Source organism: Clostridium psychrophilum (genome assembly GCF_018861705.1).
GTDB lineage: Bacteria > Bacillota > Clostridia > Clostridiales > Clostridiaceae > Clostridium_AD > Clostridium_AD psychrophilum.
This window is the reverse complement of the sequence record NZ_JAHLEC010000285.1, coordinates 1-500: the sequence shown is the minus strand read 5'-3', so window position 1 is coordinate 500 and position 500 is coordinate 1. Positions and strand designations below refer to the sequence as shown.

General features: G+C 28.6%; 1 protein-coding gene. It reads right to left on the bottom strand.

Annotation, left to right across the window (positions count from 1 at the left end; genetic code table 11):
• Window positions 1–28: 28 nt before the first annotated feature.
• On the bottom strand, window positions 29–500 hold a 472-nt coding region (locus KPL38_RS19485; protein ID WP_216290778.1), incomplete at its 5' end, for a Mu transposase C-terminal domain-containing protein.

Sequence of the window (500 nt, the reverse complement as noted above, 5' to 3'; positions counted from 1 at the left end):
TCCATTCCCCAATATGCTTTATACATTTTTATTTACCTCCGTTTATCTTAGAATAATCAATAACATTTCTTTTTACTTTAGAGTTATCTACACGTTTAAGAGGATATACAACATCAACTATTTTATTATTTTTATTAAAAATAAAGGCTTTGTCCAAATTAATAGGTGAATATCTTACATTGATTTTCTGTCCCATATATTTTGCAGGAACTTCAAATTGGTTGCAAAGTAATTGTATAGTAGCATCATTATTAACCTTCCTTGCTACGCGGTGTAGAAAGTGATTATCAAGCTCTTCAACTGACGTAAATTTTATTCTGTCAATATCTTTAATATATCTTGCTCTAGGGGTTGTCCCTATGCTAGAATGAATTATATTGGTATATTTTTCATTTAGATATTTGTTAAAGTCAGTATTTAATTCATCTAAAGATTCATAATCATTCCAATTAATACCGTTCATCCAGTTATCTTTAATTGTCCGGTAGGACCTTTCTATT